General features: G+C 73.2%; 28 protein-coding genes. 15 read left to right on the top strand and 13 right to left on the bottom strand.

Annotated elements, in window-relative coordinates:
• The first annotated feature begins 41 nt into the window (after window positions 1–41).
• Window positions 42–1,067 carry an alcohol dehydrogenase gene (locus E5083_RS06595; protein ID WP_135784649.1) on the top strand — a complete coding sequence of 342 codons (1,026 nt, stop codon included), beginning with the start codon at window positions 42–44 and terminating at the stop codon, window positions 1,065–1,067.
• A 5-nt stretch (window positions 1,068–1,072) separates the two neighbouring features.
• On the opposite strand, the gene E5083_RS31110 is transcribed toward E5083_RS06595, so the two are convergent.
• Together E5083_RS31110 and E5083_RS06590 are read right to left on the bottom strand one after the other, a co-directional pair.
• Window positions 1,073–1,249 carry a hypothetical protein gene (locus E5083_RS31110; RefSeq protein ID WP_167513479.1) on the bottom strand — a complete coding sequence of 59 codons (177 nt, stop codon included), beginning with the start codon at window positions 1,247–1,249 and terminating at the stop codon, window positions 1,073–1,075.
• A complete protein-coding gene (locus E5083_RS06590) occupies window positions 1,237–1,602 on the bottom strand; it encodes a nuclear transport factor 2 family protein (RefSeq protein ID WP_135784648.1) in 366 nt (121 codons plus the stop codon). Before E5083_RS06590 ends, E5083_RS31110 begins: the two co-directional genes overlap by 13 nt.
• Before the next feature lie 171 nt (window positions 1,603–1,773).
• On the opposite strand from E5083_RS06590, the gene E5083_RS06585 reads away from it, so the two are divergent.
• From E5083_RS06585 to E5083_RS06560, 6 genes are all read left to right on the top strand, one after another.
• Complete coding sequence (locus E5083_RS06585) at window positions 1,774–2,073, top strand: hypothetical protein (protein WP_135784647.1); 300 nt, start codon at window positions 1,774–1,776, stop codon at window positions 2,071–2,073.
• Window positions 2,074–2,244: 171 nt separating this feature from the next.
• A complete protein-coding gene (locus E5083_RS06580) occupies window positions 2,245–3,333 on the top strand; it encodes an S-(hydroxymethyl)mycothiol dehydrogenase (RefSeq protein WP_135784646.1) in 1,089 nt (362 codons plus the stop codon).
• On the top strand, window positions 3,333–3,962 hold the full coding sequence (locus tag E5083_RS06575) for an MBL fold metallo-hydrolase (RefSeq protein WP_135784645.1): 630 nt from the start codon (window positions 3,333–3,335) through the stop codon (window positions 3,960–3,962). Before E5083_RS06580 ends, E5083_RS06575 begins: the two co-directional genes overlap by 1 nt.
• A 77-nt stretch (window positions 3,963–4,039) precedes the next feature.
• Window positions 4,040–4,849 (top strand): SDR family NAD(P)-dependent oxidoreductase, encoded by an 810-nt coding sequence (locus E5083_RS06570; protein WP_135784644.1) that lies wholly within the window; start codon window positions 4,040–4,042, stop codon window positions 4,847–4,849.
• 147 nt (window positions 4,850–4,996) lie between these two features.
• Window positions 4,997–5,692, top strand: coding sequence for a L,D-transpeptidase family protein (locus tag E5083_RS06565; RefSeq protein ID WP_135784643.1), 696 nt, complete (start codon window positions 4,997–4,999; stop codon window positions 5,690–5,692).
• Window positions 5,693–5,835: 143 nt separating this feature from the next.
• The gene (locus E5083_RS06560) at window positions 5,836–6,021 is read left to right on the top strand and encodes a hypothetical protein (protein WP_030805061.1); all 186 of its coding nucleotides are present in this window, start codon (window positions 5,836–5,838) and stop codon (window positions 6,019–6,021) included.
• Between the two features lie 87 nt (window positions 6,022–6,108).
• Here E5083_RS06560 and E5083_RS06555 read toward each other — a convergent pair whose 3' ends face one another.
• On the bottom strand, window positions 6,109–7,482 hold the full coding sequence (locus E5083_RS06555; RefSeq protein WP_135784642.1) for a S1 family peptidase: 1,374 nt from the start codon (window positions 7,480–7,482) through the stop codon (window positions 6,109–6,111).
• Window positions 7,483–7,618: 136 nt separating this feature from the next.
• Entirely contained in the window at window positions 7,619–8,449 is an 831-nt protein-coding gene (locus E5083_RS06550) for an SAM-dependent methyltransferase (protein ID WP_135784641.1), read from the bottom strand.
• A 141-nt stretch (window positions 8,450–8,590) separates the two neighbouring features.
• On the opposite strand from E5083_RS06550, the gene E5083_RS06545 reads away from it, so the two are divergent.
• The gene (locus tag E5083_RS06545; protein WP_135784640.1) at window positions 8,591–8,977 is read left to right on the top strand and encodes a PPOX class F420-dependent oxidoreductase; all 387 of its coding nucleotides are present in this window, start codon (window positions 8,591–8,593) and stop codon (window positions 8,975–8,977) included.
• Window positions 8,978–8,986: 9 nt separating this feature from the next.
• Here the strand turns inward: E5083_RS06545 and E5083_RS06540 are convergent, their stop codons facing one another.
• Together E5083_RS06540 and E5083_RS06535 are read right to left on the bottom strand one after the other, a co-directional pair.
• Window positions 8,987–9,388 carry a Zn-ribbon domain-containing OB-fold protein gene (locus E5083_RS06540; protein WP_135784639.1) on the bottom strand — a complete coding sequence of 134 codons (402 nt, stop codon included), beginning with the start codon at window positions 9,386–9,388 and terminating at the stop codon, window positions 8,987–8,989.
• A 116-nt stretch (window positions 9,389–9,504) separates the two neighbouring features.
• On the bottom strand, window positions 9,505–10,236 hold the full coding sequence (locus tag E5083_RS06535; protein WP_135784638.1) for a TetR family transcriptional regulator: 732 nt from the start codon (window positions 10,234–10,236) through the stop codon (window positions 9,505–9,507).
• Window positions 10,237–10,401: 165 nt separating this feature from the next.
• On the opposite strand from E5083_RS06535, the gene E5083_RS06530 reads away from it, so the two are divergent.
• Together E5083_RS06530 and E5083_RS06525 are read left to right on the top strand one after the other, a co-directional pair.
• Window positions 10,402–11,253, top strand: coding sequence for an ATP-grasp domain-containing protein (locus E5083_RS06530; RefSeq protein WP_135784637.1), 852 nt, complete (start codon window positions 10,402–10,404; stop codon window positions 11,251–11,253).
• A gap of 67 nt (window positions 11,254–11,320) precedes the next feature.
• Window positions 11,321–11,923 carry a peptidoglycan-binding protein gene (locus E5083_RS06525; RefSeq protein ID WP_135784636.1) on the top strand — a complete coding sequence of 201 codons (603 nt, stop codon included), beginning with the start codon at window positions 11,321–11,323 and terminating at the stop codon, window positions 11,921–11,923.
• A 4-nt stretch (window positions 11,924–11,927) separates the two neighbouring features.
• Here E5083_RS06525 and E5083_RS06520 read toward each other — a convergent pair whose 3' ends face one another.
• From E5083_RS06520 to E5083_RS06500, 5 genes are all read right to left on the bottom strand, one after another.
• Window positions 11,928–14,297 carry a SpoIIE family protein phosphatase gene (locus tag E5083_RS06520; protein ID WP_425276697.1) on the bottom strand — a complete coding sequence of 790 codons (2,370 nt, stop codon included), beginning with the start codon at window positions 14,295–14,297 and terminating at the stop codon, window positions 11,928–11,930.
• A gap of 99 nt (window positions 14,298–14,396) precedes the next feature.
• Complete coding sequence (locus E5083_RS06515) at window positions 14,397–14,777, bottom strand: hypothetical protein (RefSeq protein ID WP_031179370.1); 381 nt, start codon at window positions 14,775–14,777, stop codon at window positions 14,397–14,399.
• Window positions 14,778–14,885: 108 nt separating this feature from the next.
• A complete protein-coding gene (locus tag E5083_RS06510; RefSeq protein ID WP_135784635.1) occupies window positions 14,886–15,824 on the bottom strand; it encodes a MurR/RpiR family transcriptional regulator in 939 nt (312 codons plus the stop codon).
• A gap of 54 nt (window positions 15,825–15,878) precedes the next feature.
• Window positions 15,879–17,543 carry a phospholipid carrier-dependent glycosyltransferase gene (locus E5083_RS06505; protein ID WP_135784634.1) on the bottom strand — a complete coding sequence of 555 codons (1,665 nt, stop codon included), beginning with the start codon at window positions 17,541–17,543 and terminating at the stop codon, window positions 15,879–15,881.
• 165 nt (window positions 17,544–17,708) lie between these two features.
• Window positions 17,709–18,374 (bottom strand): nucleoside/nucleotide kinase family protein, encoded by a 666-nt coding sequence (locus E5083_RS06500; RefSeq protein WP_135784633.1) that lies wholly within the window; start codon window positions 18,372–18,374, stop codon window positions 17,709–17,711.
• A 105-nt stretch (window positions 18,375–18,479) separates the two neighbouring features.
• On the opposite strand from E5083_RS06500, the gene E5083_RS06495 reads away from it, so the two are divergent.
• From E5083_RS06495 to E5083_RS06485, 3 genes are all read left to right on the top strand, one after another.
• Window positions 18,480–19,220: an HAD family hydrolase gene (locus tag E5083_RS06495; protein WP_135784632.1), complete on the top strand. Its 741-nt coding sequence runs from the start codon at window positions 18,480–18,482 to the stop codon at window positions 19,218–19,220.
• Complete coding sequence (locus E5083_RS06490; RefSeq protein WP_135784631.1) at window positions 19,217–21,568, top strand: glycoside hydrolase family 65 protein; 2,352 nt, start codon at window positions 19,217–19,219, stop codon at window positions 21,566–21,568. Before E5083_RS06495 ends, E5083_RS06490 begins: the two co-directional genes overlap by 4 nt.
• 170 nt (window positions 21,569–21,738) lie before the next feature.
• Window positions 21,739–22,707 carry a lysylphosphatidylglycerol synthase domain-containing protein gene (locus E5083_RS06485; RefSeq protein WP_135784630.1) on the top strand — a complete coding sequence of 323 codons (969 nt, stop codon included), beginning with the start codon at window positions 21,739–21,741 and terminating at the stop codon, window positions 22,705–22,707.
• Window positions 22,708–22,709: 2 nt separating this feature from the next.
• Here the strand turns inward: E5083_RS06485 and E5083_RS06480 are convergent, their stop codons facing one another.
• Window positions 22,710–22,916: a hypothetical protein gene (locus E5083_RS06480; RefSeq protein ID WP_030805020.1), complete on the bottom strand. Its 207-nt coding sequence runs from the start codon at window positions 22,914–22,916 to the stop codon at window positions 22,710–22,712.
• 144 nt (window positions 22,917–23,060) lie between these two features.
• Between E5083_RS06480 and E5083_RS06475 the strand changes: the two genes are divergently transcribed.
• Window positions 23,061–24,899: a glycoside hydrolase family 15 protein gene (locus tag E5083_RS06475; RefSeq protein ID WP_135784629.1), complete on the top strand. Its 1,839-nt coding sequence runs from the start codon at window positions 23,061–23,063 to the stop codon at window positions 24,897–24,899.
• A 1-nt stretch (window position 24,900) separates the two neighbouring features.
• Here E5083_RS06475 and E5083_RS06470 read toward each other — a convergent pair whose 3' ends face one another.
• On the bottom strand, window positions 24,901–25,482 hold the full coding sequence (locus E5083_RS06470) for a TetR family transcriptional regulator (protein ID WP_135784628.1): 582 nt from the start codon (window positions 25,480–25,482) through the stop codon (window positions 24,901–24,903).
• A 59-nt stretch (window positions 25,483–25,541) separates the two neighbouring features.
• Between E5083_RS06470 and E5083_RS06465 the strand changes: the two genes are divergently transcribed.
• Window positions 25,542–26,036, top strand: a complete 495-nt coding sequence (locus E5083_RS06465; RefSeq protein ID WP_135784627.1) for a GNAT family N-acetyltransferase — start codon at window positions 25,542–25,544, stop codon at window positions 26,034–26,036.

Here is a 26,036-nt window from a genome sequence, read left to right as displayed (position 1 = left end):
AGGGCCCGCGCGGGCTTTTGCGACGTTCTCCGGAGAGGCGTATGAGTACCTATCGAGTGGCGCAGGTGACGGAACCCGGCGGCGGCTTCGAGCTGGTCGAACGGGAAGTGCGGCAGCCGGGCCCCGGCCATGTGCGGATCGCCGTGGAGGCGTGCGGGATCTGCCACAGCGATGCCATGTTCGTCGAGGGCGGGCTGCCCGGCATCTCCTTCCCCGAGGTCGCCGGGCACGAGATCGCCGGGCGGATCGCGGAGCTGGGGGAGGGCACGGCGGAGCGCGACTGGAAGGTCGGGGACCGGGTCGCGGTCGGCTGGTTCGGCGGGAGCTGCGGCTGGTGCAAGCCGTGCCGCGAGGGCGACTTCATCACCTGCGTCCGCCTCCAGGTGCCCGGCTGGGCCTACGACGGCGGCTTCGCCGAGCAGGTGATCGTGCCCGTCGACGCGCTCGCCCGCATCCCCGAGGGACTGGACGCCGTCGACGCGGGGCCCATGGCCTGTGCTGGCGTCACCACCTTCAACGCCCTGCGGCGCACCGACGCCCGGCCCGGCGGAGACCTGGTCGCCGTCCTCGGGGTCGGCGGGCTGGGGCACCTCGGGGTGCAGTACGCGGCCGCGATGGGGTTCGAGACCGTCGCCATCGCGCGCGGCGCCGAGAAGGAGGACTTCGCGCGCGAACTGGGCGCGAACCACTACATCGACAGCACCTCGGGGACGCCGGTGGCCGACGCGCTCCAGGCGCTCGGCGGTGCCAAGGTGGTGCTGGCCACCGCCGGGAACTCCGACGCCATGTCGGCCACCGTGGACGGTCTCGCCCCGCGCGGCCAGCTCGTCGTCATCGGAGCCACCACGGAACCGCTCGACATCAGCCCGGTCCAGCTCCTGATGGCCGGCCGCGAGGTCAAGGGCCACCCCTCCGGCACCTCCCAGGACGTGCAGGACACCATGGAATTCAGCACCCTGCACGGCATCCGCCCGATGACCGAGACCGTGCCGCTGGACGACGTCGACTCCGCCTTCCAGAAGATGCTCGCCGGCAAGGCCCGCTTCCGGATGGTCCTCACCACCTGACCCGCTCAGCGGTGCCGGTGCGGCAGCCGCGGCCGCACCGCCCGCAGCACCGCCAACGCCAGCCGGGGCAGCACGGAGCGCCGGGAGCCCGGCGGCGGACCCGTCCCCAGCCGCGCCGAGAAGGTCCAGGTCAGCCGGGAGCTGACCTGGACCCGCGGGTGTCTCGCGCCTACTCGTCCCATGCCTGGATGAGGATCTGGTCCGAGATCCGGCCGTCGCGCAGCGTGACCATCGACTCGGCGTAGACCTTGTTGCCGTCGGGGTACTGGCACGACTCGGTGAACGCCGCGTGGTCGCCGTCGATGACGCACTGGTCGAGCCGGTGGATCATCTCGCGGCTGTAGATGTCGGCGAGCATCTCCTCGATCTCGCCCCGGCCGCGCAGCACCTTGGGGTGGCTCGGCTGGTCGGCGTGGTCGATGACGCGGATCTGCGCGTCGTCCTCGTAGAGCGCGAGCAGGCCGTCTCCGGAGTCCGCTTCGATGGCCTCGCGCAGTGCCTCCGTGGTGAAGGCGGAATCCTTCTTGCTGCCCATGGTGACCTCCTTCGTACGCCCGCGGCCCGGCGGGCGGCGGACCGCGGGGGCCCACATCCGAGACTCCTCCGCCCCGGCGGCGACGGCAAACGCAAGGGGCCGGGTCCGCCTCACGGGTGAGCGACGGCCACCGCCCGTGTCCGGCGCGGGGGTACGGGCGTTGCTCACAGCATGATCTCAACACGACGCATCGTCGCCGCCGTCGGTCTGGCCGTCGGTGTCACGGGCCTTGCCGCACCTATGGCGAACGCGGCCGACGCGAGCGCACCGGCCACCGGGCAGCTCAACCCGATGACCGTGCTGGACGACGTCGCCGTCAGCCAACTCCCGCCCCAGGCCCAGAGCCAGGTCCCGCGCGTCGGCGAGCAGGTGCGCGGCCTGAACCAGGTGAGCGAGCTGAACCGGCTGAACGAACTGCACCAGCTCACCGACCTCGCCGCCCCCGTCACCGGGCTGCTCCCCGGCCTCTAGACCGCGCGGCCACCAGTACCGAACAGCCGTACCCCTGAGGGCCGTCCGCGTGCGGGCGGCCCTCACCCGTGCCGGGAAACCCGCTGGTCCACGCCCTCGCGGAGCCCTCCCGGCGGGCCGTGGTGGCGTAGGGTCGACGCGATAGGAACACCGACGGAAAGGGGCCTGACCATGGCGCAGGAAGTACGCGGCGTCGTCGCACCGGGGAAGGACGAGCCGGTACGGATCGAGACGATCGTGATCCCCGATCCGGGCCCCGGCGAGGCCGTCGTGGACATCCAGGCGTGCGGGGTCTGCCACACCGATCTGCACTACAAGCAGGGCGGCATCTCCGACGACTACCCCTTCCTGCTCGGACACGAGGCCGCCGGTGTCGTGGAGTCGGTGGGGGAGGGCGTCACCGACGTGGCGCCCGGTGACTTCGTGATCCTCAACTGGCGTGCGGTGTGCGGCAATTGCCGGGCCTGTCTGCGCGGCCGCCCCTGGTACTGCTTCAACACCCACAACGCGAAGCAGAAGATGACCCTCGCCTCCACCGGCCAGGAACTCACTCCCGCGCTCGGCATCGGCGCCTTCGCCGACAAGACGCTCGTCGCGGCCGGCCAGTGCACCAAGGTCGACCCCGCGGTCTCCCCGGCCGTCGCCGGACTGCTCGGCTGCGGGGTGATGGCGGGCATCGGCGCGGCCATCAACACCGGCAACGTGGGCCGGGGCGACTCCGTCGCCGTCATCGGCTGCGGCGGCGTCGGGGACGCGGCCATCGCCGGTGCCGCGCTGGCCGGGGCCGCGAAGATCATCGCCGTCGACATCGACGACCGCAAGCTGGAGAAGGCGCGCACGCTGGGCGCCACCCACACGGTCAACTCCAAGGAGACCGACCCGGTCGAGGCGATCCGCGAACTCACCGGCGGCTTCGGCGCCGACGTGGTGATCGACGCGGTCGGCCGCCCGGAGACCTACCAGCAGGCGTTCTACGCCCGCGATTTGGCCGGCACCGTCGTCCTGGTCGGCGTGCCCACCCCGGAGATGAAGCTCGAACTGCCCCTGCTGGACGTGTTCGGCCGCGGCGGCTCTCTCAAGTCCTCCTGGTACGGCGACTGTCTGCCCTCGCGGGACTTCCCGATGCTGATCGACCTGCACCTCCAGGGACGCCTGCCGCTCGACGCGTTCGTCACCGAGACCATCCCACTGGACCAGGTGGAGCAGGCGTTCGAGCGGATGCACCACGGCGACGTGCTGCGATCGGTGGTGGAGTTCTGATGACCGCCCGTATCGAACGCCTCGTCACCTCCGGCCAGTTCACCCTCGACGGAGGAAGCTGGGACGTCGACAACAACGTGTGGATCGTCGGCGACGACCACGAGGCCGTGGTCATCGACCCCGCGCACGATGCCGAGGCCATCCGCGCGGCCGTGGGCGACCGCCGGCTCACCGCGATCGTGTGCACCCACGCGCACAACGACCATGTGAACGCGGCCCCCGCCCTCGCCGACCTCACCGGCGCCACCATCTGGCTCCACCCGGACGACCTGCCGCTGTGGCAGCTCACCCACCCCGACCGCGAGCCCGACGAGCACCTGGTCGACGGCCAGGTGCTGGAGGCCGCCGGAGCCGACCTGACCGTGCTGCACACGCCCGGCCACGCCCCCGGCGCCGTCTGCCTCTACGACCCCGGTCTGGGCGCGGTGTTCAGCGGCGACACCCTCTTCCAGGGCGGCCCCGGCGCCACCGGACGGTCGTACTCGCACTTCCCGACGATCATCGACTCGATCCGCGACCGGCTGCTCACCCTCCCCCCGGAGACCAAGGTGCTCACCGGCCACGGCGACCCCACGACGATCGGCGAGGAGTCGGGCCACCTCCAGGAGTGGATCGAGCGGGGCCACTGAGCCGCACCGCCTGATCGGGGACCATCGCGGCCGGACAGCCTCTGTCGCGGTGGTCCCCGCTGCCCTACCGTCGGCCCATGACCGATCTCACCCATCGCTTCACGGGCCACACGGCCCTCGTCACGGGCGCGGGCCGGGGCATCGGCGCGGCCGTCGCCCGGCGCCTCGCCCAGGAGGGCGCCCGGGTCCTGGTCACCGACCAGGACGCACCCGAGGCCGAGCGGACCGCCGCCGCGCTGCGTCAACAGGGGCTCACCGCCGAGGCGTTGGTGTGCGACGTGGCCGACCGGGCCTCGGTGGACGCGGCCGTCGCACGCGCCGTCGACGCCTTCGGCTCGCTCGACGTGCTGGTGAACTGCGCCGCCCACTGCTCACCGGACGCGGGTACGAAGTTCGAGGACGACGCGGACGAGTCCTGGGCCCGTGATCTCGACATCACCCTGGGCGGCGTCCGCCGCTGCTGTCAGGCCGCGCTGCCCCACCTCGCCGCCTCCGGACGCGGCGCCATCGTGAGCATCGGCTCGGTCAACGGCCTGATGGACTTCGGCAACCACGCCTACAGCGCGGCCAAGGCCGGCCTCGGCTCCCTCACTCGCACCCTCGCCGGGCGCTCGGCCGCGCGCGGGGTCCGGGTCAACCTGGTCGCGCCGGGCACCGTGCGCACCTCCGCCTGGGAGGGCCGCGACGACGACCTGGACGCCGTGCGCGACTGCTATCCGCTCCGCCGGGTCGGGGAGCCCGAGGACATCGCGGCGGCCGTCGCGTTCCTCGCCTCCCGCGACGCCGCCTGGATCACCGGCACCACCCTCGTCGTCGACGGCGGCCTGACCTCGGTGCACACCGGGTTCCGGACCGCGATGGACGGCGGCCGCACCGGGCCGGGGTAAAGTTCACCGTTTCGTCACAGCATGCCGGAAACACAACCATCCGGCCGCAGAGCCGGTCTAGTAGGCCGAAAGCCCCAGGAACCACCGGGGCCGAGAACCCCGGGGGACGTCCCCGGGACCCGCAGGGGAGAAGGGATGGGGCCGACCATGGGCGACATACGCAGACGGGGAGCCGTCGCACTCGGGGTCGGCGCGCTGGTCGCGCCGCTCACCCTCGCCGTCACCGCCACTCCGGCCCAGGCCGCGAGCTGCACCACCACGGCGGGCCCGTACCAGAAGCAGGTCGAGCGGTTCCTCGGCCGCACGGCGGACGGCAAGCAGTCCTCGGGGGACTGCTCGGCCATCCGCGGCTTCCAGACCAAGCACGGCATCACCCCGAACATCGGCTACGCCGGACCGGTCACCTGGGGTGTGATGGACCTCATGAACCGGCAGAAGGCCGTGGGGAAGAACCCCAACAAGGCCGGTAAGTGTCCGACCAACAAGGGCCGGATCGCCTGTGTGAACCTCACCCTCCAGCTCAGTTGGGTGCAGGACGGCAAGAAGCTGGTCTACGGCCCCGTCCCGGTGCGCACCGGCCGCGACAAGTACGAGACCCGCACCGGCCTGAAGAAGGTCTACTGGCGTGACATCGACCACGTCTCCAACCTCTACGACGTGCCGATGCCCTACAGCCAGTTCTTCGACGGCGGCCAGGCGTTCCACTCCGTCGGTCTCAGCATGTGGAACCCGCCGGGCTCCCACGGCTGTGTGAACATGACCACGAAGGACGCGAAGAAGTACTGGTCACTGCTGAAGAACGGCGACGACGTCTTCGTCTACGGCCGCAAGCCCGGCACCTGAGCACGGCCCACGTGTGGACGGGCGGGCCGGTCCGGCCGGGCCGAACTCGCCCTTCCGCACGGCTTCTTGACGTGATGAGCAACACGGTCCGAAATGCCCGAATAGCGCGTACTTATTCACGGCGCCTTCACGGGGACCGGCATATGCTTCACACCATGTCCACCACTGCTGAAGCCTCCTGCGGGCGCTCGGCCGCGGAGGTCAACGAGGAGATCCGGGCCCTGTGGCGCCGGTCGGGCGGCATCCTGACCAGCGAGCAGCGCGCGGAGTACCAGCGCCTCGTGTTGGAGTGGGCCGCCGCGGCCCCGACGCCGCGCCGCCCGGTCTGACCGGACCCCGCAGAGCCACCGTCGAACCACCCAGAGGGCACCCGTGACCGGGTGCCCTCCTTTGCCGTGCTCTCCCCGGTGCCGGGGTCAGCCCCAGGTCGCCGAGTAGTACCGCTGGTACGCCTTGCGGTCCTGCTCGGCGCGGATGTACCGGGTGGCGACCAGTGCGATCACACTGCCCGCGATCACCAGCAGTCCGGGGCCGATGTTGCGGGTGTCGGTGAGGCGGGCGAGCAGCGTCTGGCCGTCCACGCCGGTCACCGGGGCCGAGGAGCCGGGGCGGGCCGCGCTCGGCGTCATCCCGCTCTGGCCGGCCTCGGTCGCGGGGGTGGGGGCGGCGCTCGGGGCGCCGGGGGGCGGGGTGGCGGTGATGAGCTTGACGTTCAGCGCGGTGAGCGCCTTGGTCACCGGCTGGAAGAAGGTCGTACCGCCGGTGGTGCAGTCGCCGTTGCCGCCCGAGGTGACGCCGAGGGCGACCCCCTCGGAGAACATCGGGCCGCCGCTGTCGCCGGGTTCGGCGCACACATCGGTCTCGATCAGGCCGGTGACGGTGCCCTCGGGGTAGTTCACGGTCGCGTTGAGCGCGGTCACCTGGCCGTCGTGCAGCCCGCTGGTGCTGCCGCTGCGGAACACCCGCTGGCCCACGGCCGCGTCGCCCGCGCCGGTGATGCGGACGCCCTTGCCGCCGCCGACCGCGACCACGTCGGCGCCCTGGCCGGCCTTGTTCGTGTCGTACTGGACGAGGGAGAAGTCGCCGCCGGGGAAGCTGCTGTTGACCGTCGCGCCGAGCTGCCGGGTGCCCTGGCCGTCCGTGAACCAGATGGAGCCGGTCGGCCCGCAGTGCCCGGCGGTGAGGATGAAGTCCCGTTGCCCGTCGGTCACGTTGAACCCCGCCGAGCAGCGGCCGCCGGTCGAGAGGATGGGCTGGGCGCCGTTGAGCCGGGTGGTGAACGTGCCCCCGGTCCGCCGCATGGTGACGAAGTCGCCGATGCGGGAGGCGACTCGGGTCATCTTCGTCCAGTCGCCGGACGACACCGTGCGGTCCCCGCTGACCACGATCCGGTTGGTGCGGTAGTCCACCGCCCACGCGGTGCCCGGCACGCGCGGGGCCGAACGCAGCGTGCCGGTGGCCGACTTCAGCTCGTTCATGCTGTGCCCGACGACCTTCGCCTGCGCCCCGGCCGCGCGTACCTCGGCGGCCGCCCGCTCGTCGGTGACGGCGACGACCGGACGGCCCTGGGCGTCCACCCAGTTGCCCGCCGAGCGGGCGGTGCCGAGCTTCTCCGCGAGCGCCGCGCCCTTGGTCCCGGCCGTAGCGGCCGCGCTGAACGTGGTGGCCGGCGCGGCAGGGGTCTCGCTCGCCATGGCCGCCTGCGCGACCATCCCTCCTCCCAGGAGGAGTCCGCCGACCGCCGCCAGCCGTGTCACTCGCCGGACGACCCGCCGTCGTGCGTGCCTCATGCCAGACTCCCGAACCCCGAGCGCGCACCGCCCGTACCGGCGGCACGGGGCCCTCCGGTCGTGAGCGCCCCCCGTCAGTACGGGAGCGGGGCCGGGAGTGTTCACCGGACGCCGGGATTCCGCCCGGCGCACGGGGTCAGTTCTTGCGGGCCACCCCGCCGAACATGGCGACCTCCTCCGGCTCGGTGTCCCCGGCGCCCTCGGGACGCCAGCGCGAGCAGGAGACCACGCCGGGCTCCAGCAACTCCAGGCCGTCGAAGAAGCGGGTCACGTCCTCGGGGGTGCGCTGGGTGAGCTTGGGAGTACCGTGCTCGTTCCAGAACTTCACCGCCTCGTCCACGTCCGGCATCGAGGGGCTGGTGACGGTGTGCGACAGCACCAGGTAGCTCCCGGCAGGCAGCCGGTCCACCAACTGCCGCACCAGGCGGTACGGGTCCTCGTCGTCGCCGATGAAGATGACCACGCCGAGCAGCATCAGGGCCACCGGCTTGCTGAAGTCCAGGGTCTTCGCCGCGTGTTCGAAGATCGCGTCGATGTTGCGCAGATCCTCGTCGAGGTAGTCGGTGCGGCCCTCGGGGGTGCTGGTGAGCAGGGCGCGGGCGTGGGTGAGGACCAGCGGGTCGTTGTCGACGTAGACGACCCGTGTCTCCGGGGCCACGCTCTGCGCGACCTCGTGCGTGTTGTCGGCGGTGGGCAGACCGGTGCCGATGTCCAGGAACTGCCGTATGCCGAGGTCGCCGACCAGATGACGCACGGCACGGCCCAGGAAGAGGCGGTCGTGACGGGCGTACTCCCCGATGCCGGGGTGCAGTTGGCGGATCTGGTCGCCGGCCGCGCGGTCGACCTCGTAGTTGTCCTTGCCGCCGAGCCAGTAGTTCCAGATCCGGGCGGTGTGCGGCTGGCCGGTGTTGATACGGGCGCGCAGGGACACGGCCACGTCGTTGGTGGCGGCCGGGTTGTCGGTCACGGGGGTCAGCTCCTGGGGTGCCTGGGGCGGGAGGTACCGGTCAAGACGCAATCTAGACGCCGGAGTTGCTCCGCGCCGCAGGTCCACGGCATTGGGGGTGTCCGCGCGACTCCGGTGGGGCCCCCTCGTAGACTCGGAGGCATGGACGACGCGCTAGTGTCCCGGCTCGGCTCGGGCAAGTACCTGCTGGTCACCAGCTACCGGAAGGACGGTTCCCCGGTGGCCACCCCGGTGTGGGTCGTCCCCGACGGCGACGCCCTCGGCGTCTGGACGGCCGCCGACAGCTACAAGGTCAAGCGCATCCGCCGCCGCCCGGACGTCCTCGTGGGACCCTGCGACATGCGCGGCCGCCCGACCGGCGCCCCGCACCCCGCGCACGCCGAGATCGCCGACCCGGCCACCACGGCCCGCTACCGCACCCTGATCGCCCGCAAGTACGGCATCGCGGGCCGCCTCACCCTCCTGGGCAGCAGGCTGCGACGGGGGACCGAGGGCACGGTGGGGATTCGGGTGACGTTCCCGGCCTAGCCGATCGCCTCAGGTCCAGGCCCGGCACGACTCGTCCAGCAACTGGAAGACCGGCTCGCCGCGTACCGGGTCCTCGGCCGTGGACAGGCGGACGCGGTCGCCGCTGTGGATGCCGATCAGGGGGCCCATGACGCGGCCGCGTACGACGAAGCCCTCGGCGAGTTCGACGAGGGAGACGTTGCGGGCGGCGGGGGTGTTGCGGTGGACGATGGTGGCGTGGCGGACCGTGCCGATGCCCTCGCTGCGCTCGGTGCGGAGGTCGCTGCCCTGGCAGACCGGACACAGGAGCCGGTGGTACATCGCGGTGCCGCACCAGCCGCAGCGCTGGTACTCGAGGGAGTCCGCGGGGCGCTCGGTGAGGAGGCCCGCCGAGCCCGCCACCGGTTGGGCCGTTCCTGCTGAGTGGTACACGCTCGTCAACTCCCTGCACTGGGCCGGAATCCGCTCGTGCCCGATGCCGTGCCACCGTGCACGAGCGACAGCGTATGGCACTCAGTGTCACTCGTAAAGGCACTGCGTACCCTTAATTACCGGCTCTCGCCCTGCGCCGCCTCGAACTGCCGGACCACCTGCCACAGGGGAGCGTCCCGGCGGGCCACCAGGACCACCACGTCGTCGGGGCGCGGCGACTCGGGCGGGAAGGGGGAGGGCGCGGGCCGGGCCGGCGCGTCGGCGAAGGCCGACTGCACGCAGGCCAGCGCGTGGTCCACGGCCGCCTCCGCGTCCCCCTTGCCATCCGAACGCAGCCAGGAGCGCAGGGCGTTGTTGTGCGCGGCGACCACCGCGGCCGCGATCACGTCCGCGCGCAGGGTGCCGTCCGGCCGCCCCGCGAACCGGCCGCGCAGATACGCGGCGAGCGCGCGCTCGTAACGCCAGACGACCGACAGCTCGTACGCCCGCAGCCCCGGCACCCGGCGGGTGAGCCGGTAGCGCTGGACCGAGAACGCCGGGTTCTCCGCGTACATGCGCAGCACCAGCCGGGCCGCGTCGCACACCCGCCGGACCGGTTCCTCGTCGCTCTCGCCCGCCGCGAGGAACGCGGTCATGTCGGCCAGGCAGCTCTCGTGGTCGGGGAAGACCACGTCCTCCTTGGAGGGGAAGTAGCGGAAGAACGACCGCCGTCCGACCTCCGCCAGCGCCACGATGTCGTCCACCGTGGTCTGCTCGTACCCGCGCTCCAGGAAGAGCTGGAAGGCGGCCGCCACCAGGGCGTCCCGCATCGGCGGCTTCGCGGGCGGCGCCGCACTGCTGGTGCTCATGGACGGGAACGTAGCACTCGGCGGCCGCCTCTGGCACTGAGTGCAGCCCACCGGCCCCGGTGAGGGAACCGAGTGCTCCGCACGGGCCCGGCGATCATCGTCCGTCTCCCGCGACGTAACCTTTCTCCACCCTGTCGGCACCCGGCCCGTACGAGGAGATCCCGTATGCCCTCCGCCCGCCCCCGCCTGCTCTACGTCACCGACCTGGCGTACCCGGCCCGCGGGCGTCGCTACGGCGACGAGGACGTCTTCCTCACCTCCCGGCTGCGCGACCACTTCGACCTCGCCCTGTGCCACCCGAGGGACGCGGCCGCGCTGATGGACGGCTTCGACGCCGTCGTGGTCCGCAACAGCGGCCCCGTCCTCGGCTATCACGCCGAGTACGAGGCGTTCCGCGCCCGCGCGCTGGAGACCGGCGCCCGCGTCTACAACCCGCTGACCGGCAAGGCCGACATGGCCGGCAAGGGATATCTGCTGGACCTCACGGAGGCCGGGTTCCCCGTCATCCCGACCGTCGACCGCGCCGAGGATCTGCACCGGCTGCCCGCCGCCGACCGGTACGTGGTCAAGCCGGCCTACGGCGCCGACTCCCTCGGCCTGCGCACCGTCCCCGCGAGCCGCGTCGCCGAGGCCCCGGTGGCGGACGGCTCGGTCCTGGTCCAGCCGCACATCGACTTCGTCCACGAGGTGTCCTTCTACTTCGTGGACGACGACTTCCAGTACGCCCTCTACGCCCCCGACCCCCGCGACCGCTGGGAGCTGAAGCCGTACCGGGCGACCGCCGCCGACCTGGAGTTCGCGCGGGGCTTCATCGACTGGAACGCGCTCGGCCACGGCATCCAGCGCGTCGACGCCTGTCGCACCCTTCAGGGTGAGCTGCTCCTGGTCGAGCTGGAGGACCTGAACCCCTATCTCTCCTTGGACGTCCTCCCCGAGGACGAGCAGGACGCGTTCGTGGGCACGTTCACCGCGTCCCTGAGCCGCTTCGTGCTGGCGGGCGCCCTGGCCCCGGCGTGACGGGGGCCCGCTGAACGGCGCCGCCCCGCGCTCCGTAATCCCCGGCGAGGGACGGAAGGAGAGCAGCGTGCCGACACCCCCCGATCCCGAACGCCCGCGCCCCGCACGGGTCGTGGAACCCGTACGCGTCCTGCGCGCCCGCCCCACCGACGCCCTCGCGGAGCTGATGCGCGAGCTGATGCCGGAACCGGGGGAGGGGGCGCGGACCGGGCCGCCCGCCGACGCGGACGACGATGCCGACACCGAGGAACTGCCGCCGGTCCCGGCGGAGGACCCGGCGGCCCCGAGGTCGCGTCGGCGGCGCTGGGCCGTCGCACTGGCGTTGGCGGCAGCCGTCCTCGTCGGCTTCGGCTGCGCCCTCCTGCTCCCCGGCCGTCACGAACCCACCGCGCGCCCCGCGCCGTCCCCCGTCCCCTCCGCTCCCTCGAAGGCCGACCCCGACGGCCCCGGCACCCTCCGCGAAGGCGACTCCGGCCCCGAGGTCACCGAGCTGCGCCGCCGCCTCCTCCGCATCCCCGACGTCTTCCGCGACGGCTCCGCCACCGGCCCCTACGACACCCGGCTCACCGAAGCCGTGGCGAGGTTCCAGCTCTGGTACGGCATCCGGGGCGACGAGACCGGTGTCTACGGCGACGACACCCGTCGCGACCTGGAGTCCCGCACCGGCTGATCCCTCACTCCTCCGGCAGCCGGATGTCCACCACGCACACGTCGTCGCGGTGCTCGTCCACCAGCATCGAGGCGAGCAGCGAGTCCAGGCTGTCGCCGCCCTTGGTGCGGACCGTCTCGGCGAGCCGGGCGAAGCCCGTGTGGACGTCCTCGCCGGGGCGCTCCACCAGACCGTCGGTGAACAGCAGCAGCCGGTCGCCGGGCTCCAGCCGGGCCTCGGCGGAGTCGAACACCGGGTTCGCGCCGGCGCCGAGCAGCATGCCGACGGGCCGGGTGAGGAAGCGGGCGGTGTCCCCGCGCACCAGCAGCGGCGGGGGATGCCCGGCCTGCGCCCAGGTCAGGACGCGGGTCGTGGGGTCGTAGCGGGCGAGGACCATGGTGGCGGTGGAGCGACCGTCCCGTGAGTGCAGCAGCAGGGTGTTCAGCCGGGTCAGCGCGCCGGTCAGCGAGGAGCCCGTGCCCACCATGCCCTTGGCGGTGAACCGGAGTTGGGCCATGGTGGCCACCGCCCCGATGCCGTGCCCCGCCACGTCACCGACCACGAACAGCGCCGTGCTGTCGGAGAGTTCGACCGCGCTGAACCAGTCACCGCCCACCTGGATGCCCGACTGGCCGGGCAGATAGGCGACTTCGACCCGCAGCCCGGCCAGCCGGACCGGTCCGGCCGGCAGCGGCAGCAGCGCGTGCTGCAACCGGTCGGCCAGCGCCCGCTCGGCCTGGAGCACCCCGCGCTGGAGCAGCATCGCCCGCTCGCTCTCCACCAGCGCGAGTTCGGCGCTGCGCTGGGCGGTGAGGTCCTGCACGAAGCCGTGCACCTCGGCGGGCGTGCCGTCCGGCTCGGTCACCGCCTCCGCGACGATCCGCAGGTGCCGTACCCCGCCCGGCGCGTCGATACGGAAGGGCACGTCGAAGGGGCGGGCGTGGCGCACGAGTCCGGTGATCGCGGCCCGCAGCGGAGCCGCGTCCTGCGGCGCCACCAGCGCGGGCAGCTCCGCCAACGGCACCGGCCCGCGCGCCGCGTTGAGACCGAGCACGGCGTACGTCTGCGCGGACCAGGAGGTCTCGCCGGTGACCAGGTTCCAGTTGGCCCAGCCCAGGTTGCCCAGCCGCTGCACGTCCCACAGCCGCTGCTCCTGCCGGTCCACCGGGTCCAGCCGCAGCCAGGTCACCAGCAGCCCGTCGCCCAGCGGCGCCGCCCGTACGGAGTACGTGGCGGTCACCGGGACGCCGTCCACCACGTCCTGGTAGGCGAACGGCGCGCTCTCGAAGGGCACGCCCGTGGTGAGCGCCGTCAGATAGCCGTGCCACAACTGCTCGCCCGCGACGGTGGGATAGCTCTCGAGGATCTGCCGGCCCAGCATCTCGCGCCCGGTGTTGCCGAACACGTCGACCGCCTCCGGGCTCACGGCCTCGATCCGGTAGTCCTCGACCGCGCCGGAGGCGGCGCGCAGCGGGCGCAGCAGGATCGCGGCACCCGGCAGCGCGTCGAGCACCGTCTGCACGTACGGGGTGACGCCGTCCGCGTCGCCGGCCCGGTCCGCGTCGAAGGCGCGCAGCCGCCCCGCGCACAACCGGGCGGCGCCCAGCAGCAGTTGACGTTCGCGGGGCTCGAACGGCCCCTCCTGGGCGCGCAGTACGCCGAGCGCCACGCCCGAGCCGTCGCCGCCCGGCACCGGCAGCCAGGCCCGTGACAGCCAGCGCTCCGGCGGGTCCCCGAGCAGGTAGTGGCGCCGGTCCTCGGCGAGGTTCTCCAGCCAGCGCGGCTCGCCGGTGCGCAGGCACTCCAGCGGGGCGAGCCGGTTCATCTCGGGCATGTGGTGCCAGCGCCCGGCGAGGGCGGCGTCGATGCCCGCGTACCCGATGAGTTCGAGGCCGTCGTCGGGGAGGCGCTGGTACAGCAGGACGGCGTCGGCGGCCGCGTCCGGGCCCAGGTGGCGCAGCAGAACCCCGGCCAGCTCCTGCGGCGAGCCGACCCGCACCAGGGCACGGCCCAGGTCGGCCAGGACGTCCGCGAGGTCGCCGGGCGCGGTCGGCGCGGGCTTGCGGGAGGGGGACGCCGGCGCCGGCACCCCGGCCGGGTCCGCGTCCGGCGCCGCCGACTTCGGGGGCTCCAGTGCGCCCAGGGTGAGCCAGCACTCCTCGATCAGGGTGCGGCGCCCGGCCTCGGCGCGGGCGAGCAGCTCCTCGTGGGCGGCCTCGGCGGACCGGCCGGTCAGGGCCATCAGCGCACCCTTGGCGCGTTCCAGCACCGCCGAGGACGCGGTGAGGTCCCGCAGCCGCTCCATCTCGGCGCGCTGCCGGGCCACGACTTTGGCCAGCGCCGCCACATCGGCGCCGAAGCCGGTCTCCACGGAGGGGGTGGGCTCGCTCGTCACGCGATGAGCATGGCACACCCCGGCCGTTCGCTCACTTGTCCGGCACAGCCGTTCCCATCAGGGGCGGTATGCGTCGGACGGGGTGCGCGGAGAGCGGGGTCAGCGGCCGGTGCCACGGGTGCCCAGTGCCTCGGAGACGGCGCGGACACTGCGCGCGATGTGCTGGAGCTGGAGCAGCTCGGCGGCGTACAGCTTGATGGTGTGCTCGATGACCGACTCCGGCAGTCCGAGCATCGGCAGTTCGGCGCGGGCGGTCTGGAGCGCGGTGCGGGCCACCCGGATCTCCTGCTGCACCTGGAGCCCGGCGTGCCGGGCCAGCAGGACGGGGTGCCGGATCAGCGCCGGATAGCTGGCGTAGCGTGCCGGGATCAGCTCGCGCAGCCACTTGGCCGCCGAGCGTTCCCAGTCGTAGCTGCCCGGCTGCTTGACCTGGCAGGGCCAGTCGGGACTGATCCGCGTGGTGGTGATCGGCATGCTCATCGCTTCCGGAGTGCCTCGTCGTCCGGGAGCAGTATTTATATATGCCAACCGCTTTTCAAGACGGATGAAAACATTCATCCGCGCCGGTGCAGGAAGATCCGCCGGAGATCAGTCCCGCAGGAAGAACTGCTGCTGGTCGGCGACCTGCTCGTACTTCTCCAGCCGGGCCTGGGTGCGCTCGGGGTCGGCGTCGGTCATCGCCTGGAGCAGCGCGGCGGCCAGCAGACCGGGAGCGGCGTAGGAGTCGAAGACCAGCCGGGAGCCGGTGCCGGTGGCGAAGGTGACGTCGGCCTCCTCCGCCAGCGGGCCCAGCGCGAGATCGGTGACCAGCGCGACCTTCAGCCCCGCCTCCCGCGCCACCCGCAGCGCGGCGAGCGTCTCCTGCGCGTGCCGGGGCATCGCGAACGCCAGCACCCAGGTGCCGCCCGCCTCACGGGACTGCAACAGCGCGTCCGACGCCACGCTGCCGCCCCGCGTCACCAGCCGCACATCGGGGTGGATACGGCGGGCCGCGTACCCGAAGTACTCCGCCAGCGACCCCGAGATCCGCAGCCCCAGCACGGTCAGCGGGGTGGAGCGGGACAGCTCGCGGCCCACCCGGATCACCCGGTCGGGGTCGGCGAGGTCGCGGCGCAGATGCTCCAGGTTCTGGATCTCCGCGTCCACGGCCGCCTGCAGCTCGTTCGCCCGGTCCTCCTCACCCGGACCCGCCAGCGCGCCCAGCGCGATCGACTGGAGCCGCTCCCGCAGCGCCGGATATCCGCTGAAGCCCACGGCGGACGCGAACCGGGTCACCGACGGCTGGCTGACCCCCGCCCGGTCGGCCAGCTCGGTGATGGACAGGAACGCGGCCTCGGTGAGGTGTTCGATCAGGTACTGCGCCACCCGGCGCTGTCCGGGGGAGAGGCGGGGCCCGTCGAACAGCGCCCGGAGCTGGGAGGTCGGCGCGGCCTCGGCGCCCGTGGCGGGGCCGCCCGAGGTGATCGCTGATGCCTGGGCGCGCGCCTGCTGCGGCGAGGGCGCCGGACCGTCGACTTTGTCTCCCACGACGAGCCAACATAGCTCACCGCCCCTGGTGGCCCCGCGTGTTGGCCCGGAGCGTCAGCGCCGGTACACCGTGATCGAGTGCCCCACGTCGTCGACCGGCCGGCTCGTCCGGATCAGCTCCGCCAGCCGCCCCCGCGCCTTGGCCGCGGCCGAGTCCGACACCACCAGCAGCCCCCGCACCCGCTCCGGCGGCACCGCGAGCGGAGCGCCCGCCTTGATGCCGTAGTACGACGGCACCCCGCTGCCCTTGTACACCAGCCACACCCGCTCGCCCGGATACCGCTCCCGCAGCCGGTCCGCGAGCGCGCCGAGGTCCTGGCCCCAGTCCACGTTGGAGTCGTGCAGCAGCCGGTGCGTCCGCGCGGGGCCGCCGAACGCCTCGTTGGCGTACGGAAGGTAGTACGGGAACGTCCGCAGCGAACTCACCGCCACCCACAGCACCAGCACCCCGGCCAGCGCCTCGGCCCACCGGCGCCGCCAGAGCGTGACGCAGCCCCCGGCGAGCGCCAGGAACACCGGGACGAACAGCGCGTACCGGGTGCCGAAGTCCCGTGCGCCCGTCATCGCCACCGCCAGCAGCAGCGCGGGCGGCAGCAGCAGGTACGGGGCGGCGGGGCGCAGGCGGGGCACCGCCAGGACGGTCACGGCACCGGCCGCGCCTAAGGCCAGCAGGCCCAGCGGGGTCTTCACCAGGAGGGCCACCGGCAGGTAGTACCAGAGGGCGCCGGTGTACACACGGCCGAACAGGAAGCCCTCCCACGGGTAGTACTCCATCGCGAACTGCGCCCGCAGCCCGGCGCCGTAGGCGGGCGGCAGCGGCAGCAGACCGCTCACCAGGGCCCGCTTGCCCGCCAGCGGCGGGATCGGCTCGGCGGGCGCGAACCCGAGCCGGGGGTCGACGGCCAGATAGGAAGCCCAGACGACGGCCAGCGCCACCACCAGCACCGCTCCCGCGCCCCCGAGCGCCGACAGCGCCCTCCGCCGCCGCCCGGCGCCGGCTCGCGCGTGCCACACCGACCAGGCGGCCAGCAGCATCAGCAGCGGGATCGCGGGCAGCGCGCTCATCTTCGTGGCCACCGCCGCGCCCAGCGCCGCCCCGGCGAGCGGCACGTACAGCCGGGGCCGGTTCCGGGCCCGCCAGGCCAGCCAGACCGAGGTCAGCAGGAAGGCGGTCATCGGCAGGTCCAGCGTGGCCAGCGAGCCGTGCGCGACGACATCGGGGCAGAAGGCGTACAGCGCGAGCGCCACCGGACCGGCCGCCCGCCCCGCCAGGTCCCGCGCGAAGGCGAACACCACCAGCCCGCCGAGCAGGGTCAGCGCGATCACCGGCAGCCGCGCCCACAGCATCAGCCGCCCGGGGTCGTTCCCCGACTCGTACAGCAGATGGCGGCCCGCCTCGCCCTGGGTGCCGGGGAAGCCGGGGTCGTAGTGCGGGGCGGCCACCGCGATCCCGGCCGCGATCAGGAGCTTGCCGAGCGGCGGGTGCTCGGGGTTGTAGCGCAGCCGGTGCTCGTGGAGGTAGTCGGTGGCGGTGACCACGTAGACCGGCTCGTCGATGGTGGGCGTCTGCCGGACGGCCGTGGTGACCATCGCGGCCGCCATCTGGGCCAGGAGCAGCGCGACCAGCAGGGGGACCAGCCAGCGGCGCTCGCGGGGGCGGGGGAGCGGGGGCGCCGGTGCGGGGATCGTTCCGGTCCCGAGGTGTTCGCTCGCCATCATCCGCCCCACGGTGGCACGGGCCGCACCGGTGCCGGTGCCGATCCGCCCTCGTCGGGGCCGTGTCCGCACACCGTTCCCGCGACCGGCGGTGCCACCGCCCCCGCCGGTCCCCTCGGCGGACCCTCCGCCGCGCACCCACGGATACGGGCCCCGGCGGGCGCCGGTTCAGCCCCGGCCGGGTACGGGCAGCGCCGAGGCCGGTATCACCAGGTCCGCCCGGTCCCGCGTGGTGGCGATCAGGTCGGCGTTGCGCTGGTCGGTGCCGAGCACCCAGGCGACCGCCGCCGTGTGCTCCTTGCCGAACTCCACATGCCGGGCCACCAGCCGCCGTACCCGCTCCGGCTCGTCGACCTCGCAGTACCAGACCTCGTCCAGCAGCGGCCGTACCCCGGCCCATGAACCCTCGCGCAGCAGAAGGTAGTTGCCCTCGGTCACCACCAGCCGGGCCGACGGCGGCACCGGGATCGAGCCCGCCACCGGCTGCTCCAGGTCCCGCTCGAAGGCGGGGGCGTACACCACCTCGTCCGCATCCGTGGGCCGCTCGCGCAGCCGCCGCAGGAGCGCCGCGTACCCGGCCGCGTCGAAGGTGTCCGGGGCGCCCTTGCGGTCCCGGCGGCCCAGCCGGTCCAGCTCGGCGTCGGCCAGGTGGAAGCCGTCCATCGGCACGTGCGCCACCCAGGGCGGGCCGTCCGCGTTCAGGGCGCGTACGAGGTGTCCGGCGAGGGTCGTCTTGCCCGCGCCCGGACCGCCCGCGATGCCCAGGATCGCGCGCTGCCCGTCCTCGACCAGGCTGCGGGCGCGGAGGAGAAGATCGTCGAAGGTCGGCGGCATGCAGCAGAGTGTGCCACCGGGCGTGCGCGGGGCGGCCGCCGGGCGCCCCCATTTCCGCTCGGAACGGCGTGATCGCCGCGCCCGATCCGGGGAAGGGAGCAGGGTATGACTCAGCTCGGACTGCCCGACACCATCCAGGCGTGCCTGTTCGACCTCGACGGAGTCGTCACCAAGACGGCCGTCGTGCACGCCGCCGCCTGGAAGGAGACCTTCGACGCCTTCCTCCGCGACCACGAGGGCCCCGACGCGCGGCCGTTCGACAAGGTCGCCGACTACGACGAGTACGTGGACGGCCGCCCCCGCGCCGACGGCGTCCGCTCCTTCCTGGAGTCCCGCGGGATCGAACTCCCCGAGGGCACCCCCGACGACCCGCCGGACGCCAATACCGTGCAGGGCCTCGGCAACCGCAAGAACGAACTGCTCCTGGAGAAGATCCGCACCGACGGCGTCGAGGCGTACGAGGGCACGCTCCGCTATCTGGCCGCCGTGCGCGCGGCCGGCCTGGCCACCGCCATCGTCTCCTCCAGCGCCAACTGCCGGGACGTGCTCCGCTCGATCGACGCCGAGGACCTGTTCGACGTACGCATTGACGGCGTGGTGGCCGCCGAACGGCACCTGCCGGGCAAGCCCAAGCCCGACACCTTCCTGGCCGCCGCGAAGGACCTGGGCGTGCCCCCGGAGCGGGCCGCCGTCTACGAGGACGCGCTCGCCGGGATGGACGCGGGCCGCGCCGGCGGCTTCGGATACGTGGTCGGTCTGGACCGCACGGGGCAGGCCGACGCGCTGTACGCGCACGGCGCGCATATCGTCGTGAAAGACCTCGCCGAGCTGGGAGGGAAGCAGTGATCACTGAGCGGGCGTACACGGTCGAGCCCTGGCACGTGCGCGAGACCACCCTCGATCTGGACGTACTGGCCCAGAGCGAGTCGGTGTTCGCGCTGTCCAACGGGCACGTCGGCTGGCGCGGCAACCTCGACGAGGGTGAGCCGCACGGCCTGCCCGGCAGCTACCTCAACGGCGTGCACGAGGTGCACCCGCTGCCGTACGCGGAGGCCGGCTACGGCTACCCGGAGTCCGGGCAGAGCGTCATCGACGTCACCAACGGCAAGATCCTGCGCCTGCTGGTGGACGACGAACCCTTCGACCTGCGCTACGGCCGCCTGGTCTCCCACGAACGCGTCCTCGACATGCGGCGCGGGGTGCTGGAGCGCACCTGCGAGTGGACCTCGCCGGCCGGCTCCACGGTCCGGGTGCGCTCCACCCGGCTGGTCTCCCTCACCCAGCGCGCGGTGGCCGCCGTCGCCTACGAGGTGGAGGCCGTGGGCCGCCCCAGCCGGGTGGTGATCCAGTCCGAGCTGGTCGCCAACGAGAGCCTGCCCGAGCCCAACGGCGACCCGCGCGCCGCGATGAGCCTGCGCTCGCCGCTGGAGCAGGAGGACGGCTTCGCCTCCGGGGAGCGGCTGCGGCTGGTGCACCGCACCAAGCGCAGCGGCCTGAGGGTCGCGGTCGGCGCCGACCACGTCGTCACCGGGCCCGGCCGCACCACCAGCCGCAGCGAGAGCGGCATCGACGTCGCCCGGCTCACCGTCACCTCCGTGCTGGAGCCCGGCCACACCCTGCGCGTGGAGAAGCTGGTCGCGCACGGCTGGTCCGGTACCCGCTCGCTGCCCGCCATGGCCGACCAGGTGGACGCGGCCCTCGCCGCCGCCTCCCACGACGGCTGGGAAGGGCTGATGGCCGCCCAGCGCGAGGCCCTCGACGACTTCTGGGCCCGCGCCGACGTCGAGGTGCACGGCGACGAGGAGATCCAGCAGGCCGTACGCTTCGCCCTCTTCCACGTCTTCCAGGCCGGCGCCCGCGCCGAGCAGCGCGCCATCCCCGCCAAGGGCCTCACCGGCTCCGGGTACGACGGGCACGCCTTCTGGGACACCGAGATGTTCGTGCTGCCCCTGCTCACCCACACCGCGCCACGCGCCGTCGCCGAGGCGCTGCGCTGGCGCCACAACACCCTGGACGCCGCCCGGGAACGCGCGGCCCAGTTGGGGCTCGGCGGCGCCGCCTTCCCCTGGCGCACCATCGAGGGCTCGGAGGGCTCCGCGTACTGGCCCGCGGGCACCGCCGCCTTCCATGTGAACGCCGGCATCGCGGACGCGGTCGTGCGGTACGTGGAGGCCACCGGTGACGTCCGCTTCGAGCGCGAGGTGGGCCTGGAGCTGCTGGTGGAGACCGCCCGGCTGTGGCGCTCGCTGGGCCACCACGACCATCACGGCGCCTTCCACATCGACGGCGTCACCGGGCCCGACGAGTACAGCGCGGTCGCCGACGACAACACGTACACCAACCTGATGGCGCGGCAGAACCTGCTCGCGGCCGCCGACGCCGTGGAGCGCTACCCCGACGAGGCGCACCGGCTCGGCGCCGACGAGGAGGAGAGCGCGGCCTGGCGGGACGCGGCCGAGGCGATGAACATCCCCTACAACGACGAACTCGGCGTCCACGAGCAGAGCGCCGGCTTCACCCGCTACCAGCGCTGGGACTTCGCCGGGACCCGCCCCGAGCAGTACCCCCTGCTGCTGAACTTCCCGTACTTCGACCTCTACCGCAAGCAGGTCGTCAAACAGGCCGACCTCGTCCTGGCGATGTACACCTGCCCGTCCTACTTCGACGACGAGCAGGTGGCCCGGAACTTCGCCTACTACGAGCCGCTGACCGTCCGCGACTCCTCCCTGTCGGCCTGCTGCCAGGCCGTCATCGCCGCCCAGGCGGGCCATCTGCGGCTCGCCTACGCCTACACCACCGAGGCGGCGCTGATGGATCTGCACGACCTGGAGCACAACACCCGCGACGGACTGCACATCGCCTCGCTGGCCGGGACCTGGATGGCGCTGGTCGCCGGGTTCGGCGGCATGCGGCGGGTGCTGGACGGACCGGCCGGGATGAGCTTCGCGCCCCGGCTGCCCGAGCGGCTGCGCAAACTCGCCTTCCACCTGCAGTTCCGGGGGCGGCGGCTGCGCGTGGAGATCAGCGGGGACAAGACGACGTACACGCTGCTCGAAGGGCCGCCGCTGATCATCGAGCACCACGGGGAGACCGTGATGCTGGAGGCCGACGAGCCCGCCGTGCGGACCGTGCCGCCGCTCACCCCGCGCCCCACCCCGGAGCAGCCGCCGCACCGGGTGCCGAAGGGGCTCTAGCCCGCCGGACACCCCGTTCCTCCCCTCGCCGCGCGCCGGGCCACCGCCGTATGGCGGTACGTACGCGGCGGGGGGTGTGGTTCCGCGTTAGTTTGACCTTGATTTCGCTGTGGCGTCCGGTTTCCCCGGGCGTCGGCGACGGGTGCTTCCGTGGAGGGGGAGGGGTGCCGATGACCCAGGACGCTCCCGAAGTGCTCCCCGTACCGGCCGGCCGTCCGGCGCCGCGCACGCGGGGTCTCGTCTGGCAGGTGGGGCTGCTGGTCTGCGTCCTGCTCGTCCTCGCCTACCTCACCCAGCGGTACTGGCCCACCGTGCGCAGTGGCGCGGTGCGGCTCACCGAGGCCGACCAGGGCTGGCTCTCGGTCGGCGCGGTCGCGGCCGTGGGCACCTGGGCGGCCTCCGCGCTCGCCCAGCAGGGGGCCGTCGTGGAGCGGCTGCCCGGTGTACGGCTCGTCGCGGCCCAGTTCGCCGCCTGCGCCGCCAATCATCTGCTGCCCGCCGGGATCGGCGCCGGGGCGGTGAACCTGCGGTTCCTGCTGCGCTGCGGGCTGCCCATGGGCCGCTCCGCCGGCGCGCTCGCCGTCAAGGGCGGGGCCGGAGGGGTGTCGAAGCTGCTGCTGATCGCGCTGCTGGTGCCGTTCTGTCCGGGGCTGCTGCGCGTACCCGAAGTGCCGCTGGTCTGGCTGACCGGTGCGGTCGGGGCGGCACTGCTCATCGCGGCGGTCGCCGCCGGGCCGCTGTGGCCGCGCTGCCGCCAACTGCTGGGTGCCCTGATGGCCGACGTACGGGCCGTGCACGCCCGGCCGGCGCGGGCGGCCGCCCTGTGGGGCGGCTCGCTCGGCTTCGCCGCGCTGCACTGCGCGGTGCTGGTCGCGGTGGCGCGCGCCGTCGCGCTGCCGCTGCCCGCGCCCGAGGTGGCCCTGCTGTACCTCGCCGCCAGCGGCGCGGCCGCCCTGCTGCCCACGCCCGGCGGGCTCGGCTCGCTGGACGCGGCGCTCGTCCTCGCGCTCACCACGTCCGGCGCGCCCGCCGCCACGGCCGCCTCCGCCGTGCTCGGCTACCGCATGCTGACCGTCTGGCTGCCCCTGCCGCCCGGCCTGCTGACCCTCGCCGTACTCATGCGCCGCAAGGCGCTGTAGATCTAGGGCAGGAGCTTCTCGATCGCCGCCGAGCCCTCCGTCTCCAGCTTGCGGCGGGCCCAGTCCAGGGTCTTCGGGGTGACGTCCCTGCCCGCCGCCATCACCAGGTCCTCCGGGGTGACGTCCCTGGCGGGAGCGGTGTGCAGCAGGGCGTCAGGGGTGCAGTGGTCGTCGATCGACCGGGACTCTTCGGGCGTGGAACTCGACATGATGCCTCCTCCTCCGGATGGGCGCATCCGTGCCGGTGCCGCCGAACGGGGCACCCTCTCACCATCGGCCGCCGCGCCGCCGCCCGCATCCGGAGCGGCCTACGCTGGACAGGCAGCCGTACACCGTCACGGGAGGCCGCAGCGATGGCCGAGACGCCCTTCCAGCAGGAGACCCGGCAGAGCCGGCGCTATCTGCCGATCGCCGAGCACGGCCTCATCGGGGACCTGCGCAGCGTGGCGCTCGTCGGCAGCGACGGCACCATCGACTGGTACTGCTCCCCGTCCTTCGACGCCCCCAGCGTGTTCGCCGCGCTGCTGGACGCCGAGCGCGGCGGCCGGTTCGAGCTGGCGGCCTCCGTCCCGGCGCACACCAAGCAGTTCTACTTCCCCGACACCAATGTGCTGATCACCCGCTTCTTCACCGAGGAGGGCGTCGGCGAGGTGCAGGACTTCATGCCGGTCGGCACCGATCACCCCGGCGAGGAGGGCCGGCACCGGCTGATCCGCCGCGTGGTCTGCGTACGCGGCACCGTGCCGTTCCGCGCCTTCGTCGCGCCCCGCTTCGGGTACGGCGCCGACCCGCACACCCTGCGCGAGGAGGAGGGCCTGCTGCTGTTCGACGCCGGGGAGCGGGCCCTCACGCTCACCGCCACGGTGGCCATGGAGTGCGACGGCCGGGACGCGCGGGCCGAGTTCAAGCTCGGCGAGGGGGAGAGCGCGGTGTTCGCACTCGACCAGGCGGGCGGCGAGATCGCCCCGCGCGGCTGCGCGCACGCCGAGGCCGAGCACGAGTTCAACGCCACCGTCGACTACTGGCGCCGCTGGCTCGCCCAGTCCCGCTACCGGGGCCGCTGGCGCGAGATGGTGCACCGCTCCGCCCTCACCCTGAAGCTGCTCACCTACGCCCCCACCGGCGCCATCGTCGCCGCCCCCACCACCAGCCTGCCCGAACAGCTCGGCGGCGAGCGCAACTGGGACTACCGCTACGTCTGGGTCCGCGACGCCGCCTTCGCCGTCTACGCCCTGCTCCGGCTCGGCTTCACCGGCGAGGCCGAGGCGTTCATGCGCTTCCTCACCACCCACATCAGCCCCGGCGACGGAGCCGTCGAGGGCCCGCTGCAGATCATGTACGGCATCGACGGCCGGGCCGAGCTGCCCGAGAGCGAACTCCCGCATCTGGAGGGCTACTTGGGCTCGGCGCCGGTCCGCGTCGGCAACGCCGCCGCCCCGCAGCTCCAACTCGACATCTACGGCGCCCTGATCGACTCCATCTACCTCTACGACAAGTGGGCCCAGCCCATCTCCAGCGCCCAGTGGGACGACGTGTGCCACCTGGTGAGCTGGGTGTGCGACCACTGGGACCAGCCGGACGAGGGGGTGTGGGAGACGCGGGGCGGGCGCAAGAACTTCCTGTACTCCCGGCTGATGTGCTGGGTCGCCATCGAACGCGCCATCCGCCTCGCCAACCGCCGCGGCCTGCCCGCCGACCTGCCCCGCTGGCGCCGCTCCCGCGACGACATCTACCGCCGCATCATGGACCGCGGCTGGTCCGAGCAGCGGGGCGCCTTCACCCAGTGCGAGGACAGCGACGTACTGGACGCGTCCCTGCTGATGATGCCGCTCGCCAAGTTCATCGCGCCGACCGACCCCAAGTGGCTCTCCACCCTCGACGCCCTCACCGAGGACCTGGTCTCCGACTCCCTGGTCTACCGCTACGACCCCGAGGCCAGCCCCGACGGCCTGCGCGGCGACGAGGGCACCTTCTCCATCTGCTCCTTCTGGTACGTCGAGGCCCTGGTCCGCGCCGGCCGCGTCGACGAAGCCCGCCTGGCCTTCGAGAAGATGCTCACCTACGCCAACCATCTCGGCCTCTACGCCGAGGAAATAGGCCGCACCGGCGAACAACAGGGCAACTTCCCCCAGGCCTTCACCCACCTCGCCCTGATCAGCGCGGCCTTCAACCTGGACAAGGCGCTGGGCTGAATCAGCTTTCGGCCGAGGCCAGTTGGCGGTGGACCGCCGCCGTGACGCGCCCCGTGTCGCCCGTGGCCAGCAGGTCCAGCAGCCCGCCCCGCAGCACCGCGAGCACCAGCGTGCGTTCCGCGCGGGCGTCCTCGGTGTCGCGTGACGCGGCGGGCTGGACGGCCGCGAGCAGCGTCAGCCAGTCCTCCACCGTGGCCCGCGCGAAGCCGCCCCAGGGGCCGTCCGGGTCGGTGAGGGAACGGGCGTAGCTCTCCACCCACAGCGTGAGCAGCCCCCGGTGGGCGTCGTCGGAGAGCCACCGCCACAACTCCAGTGCGACCGGCCGCAGCCCCCGCGGCTCCTCCCGCGCGTCGGTGATCCGCCGCAGCCCGGCCAGCTCGTCGGCCCGTGCCCTGGCGAGCAGGGCGCGGATCAGGCCGTCCTTGCTGCCGAACAGATAGAGCAGGACTCGCGGACTGGACCCGATCGCCTCCGCGAGCGGGCGCAGCGACAGCTCCGCGAGGCCGCCGCGCAGCGCGTAGGCGTATGCGGCCTCCAGCAGTTCCCGGCGGCGGGGAGAGGGGTCTGGCTCGGCGGGGCTCACCGGAGCTAGTCTACTGAAACAGTCGTTTCAGTGACGCGGAAGGGCACCGGGAGGACGCGATGACGGAGCGTACGGCGGTCGTGCGGCCCCTGGGTCGGCCTGGTGACCTGGGCTGGGTGGTCATGGCCCACGGGGAGTTCTACGATCGGGAGTTCGGCTGGGACACCGACTTCGAGGCGCTGGTGTGCCGGATCGCCGCCGACTACGCCGACGGCAAAGAACCCGGACCGCAGGCCGCCTGGATCGCGGAGGTGGACGGCCGGCGGGCGGGCTGCGTCTTCTGCGTGCGCGCGGACGACCGGACCGCCAAGCTGCGTCTGCTTCTCGTCGATCCGGCGGCCCGTGGGCTCGGCGTCGGCGCCCGGCTGATCGAGGAGTGCCTGACCTTCGCCCGCGAGGCGGGGTACGAGGCCATCACCCTGTGGACCAACGACGTCCTCGGCTCCGCCCGCCGCCTCTACGAGCGCCACGGCTTCCGGCTCACTGCCGAGGAGCGTCACCACAGCTTCGGCCACGATCTGGTCGGCCAGATCTGGCGGCGCTCGCTTCAGTAG

This window comes from Streptomyces bauhiniae (genome assembly GCF_004784475.1).
GTDB classification, from domain to species: domain Bacteria; phylum Actinomycetota; class Actinomycetes; order Streptomycetales; family Streptomycetaceae; genus Streptomyces; species Streptomyces seoulensis.
This window is presented reverse-complemented; position numbering and strand designations above follow the sequence as displayed.